Source organism: Janibacter anophelis NBRC 107843 (assembly GCF_001570945.1).
GTDB classification, from domain to species: Bacteria; Actinomycetota; Actinomycetes; order Actinomycetales; family Dermatophilaceae; genus Janibacter; species Janibacter anophelis.
Window position 1 is genome coordinate 1 of sequence record NZ_BCSQ01000121.1, and the last position, 774, is coordinate 774.

At 64.7% G+C, this 774-nt stretch carries 1 protein-coding gene; it reads left to right on the top strand.

What is annotated here, in order from left to right; all coding sequences use genetic code 11:
- Positions 1–511: hypothetical protein (locus JAN01S_RS17295; protein WP_169797260.1), on the top strand; the 511-nt coding region annotated here is incomplete at its 5' end.
- Positions 512–774 lie beyond the last annotated feature (263 nt).

Genomic DNA, 774 nt, shown 5'->3' on the forward strand with positions numbered 1-774 from the left:
GGGCACCGGCACCACTACGAGCAGCACGTCGTCGAGCGCTTCGTCGGAGCAGACCTATGACGAGGCCCACATCATGAGTGCGGTTCGCAAGACGGACAAGGCGTTTCGTGCGCTCGATCCCAATGCGACGATCCCCAAGGACGCGGAATGGGTGACGGACGCGTACCGCAAGACGTACAACTCCGACGTCGGTGAACTCAAGGACCTCGGCGTGGTGCAGAAGGGAACGACCACGACCGAAGATCTCCACTTGGCGAAGTCCGACCCTGACGCGCCAGGTGGTTGGTACGTGACGGTGTACAACTGCAATGTCTCGACAGTGCGGGCGTACATCGACGGCGAAGACGTCTCCAGAGACCCGCAGGACGAGGACAAGCCGTTGCCGAAGGGGCCTCGCACCGGCGTCTCCCTGGACAGGTACACGACGCCAGACGATGGGCAGTCGTGGCAGATCGATGACTCACAGATCCTGTCACCCGAAGACGCTAGGGCCTCCCCGTGCGCACCGTGACCGGTGTCGTCATCGCAGCGCTGACGGTAGCGGTCGCCGCTCCCGCCATGGCTGTTGAGCACACGGCGGCACAGTGCCCGGGCGGGACGTCCAAGAGCTTGTCCCGCAACAATCTGAAGATCGCTGCCGGCGACTGCAAGGGCCCCAAGCCCGCTCCTACTCCTACGCCCACGCCCACTCCGGCGAAATGGCCGACACAGGACCGTCCCGCTGATGGACCGTCTGAGTCCCCACCCAAGCGGACGGTGTCGCGGGAGCGGTAC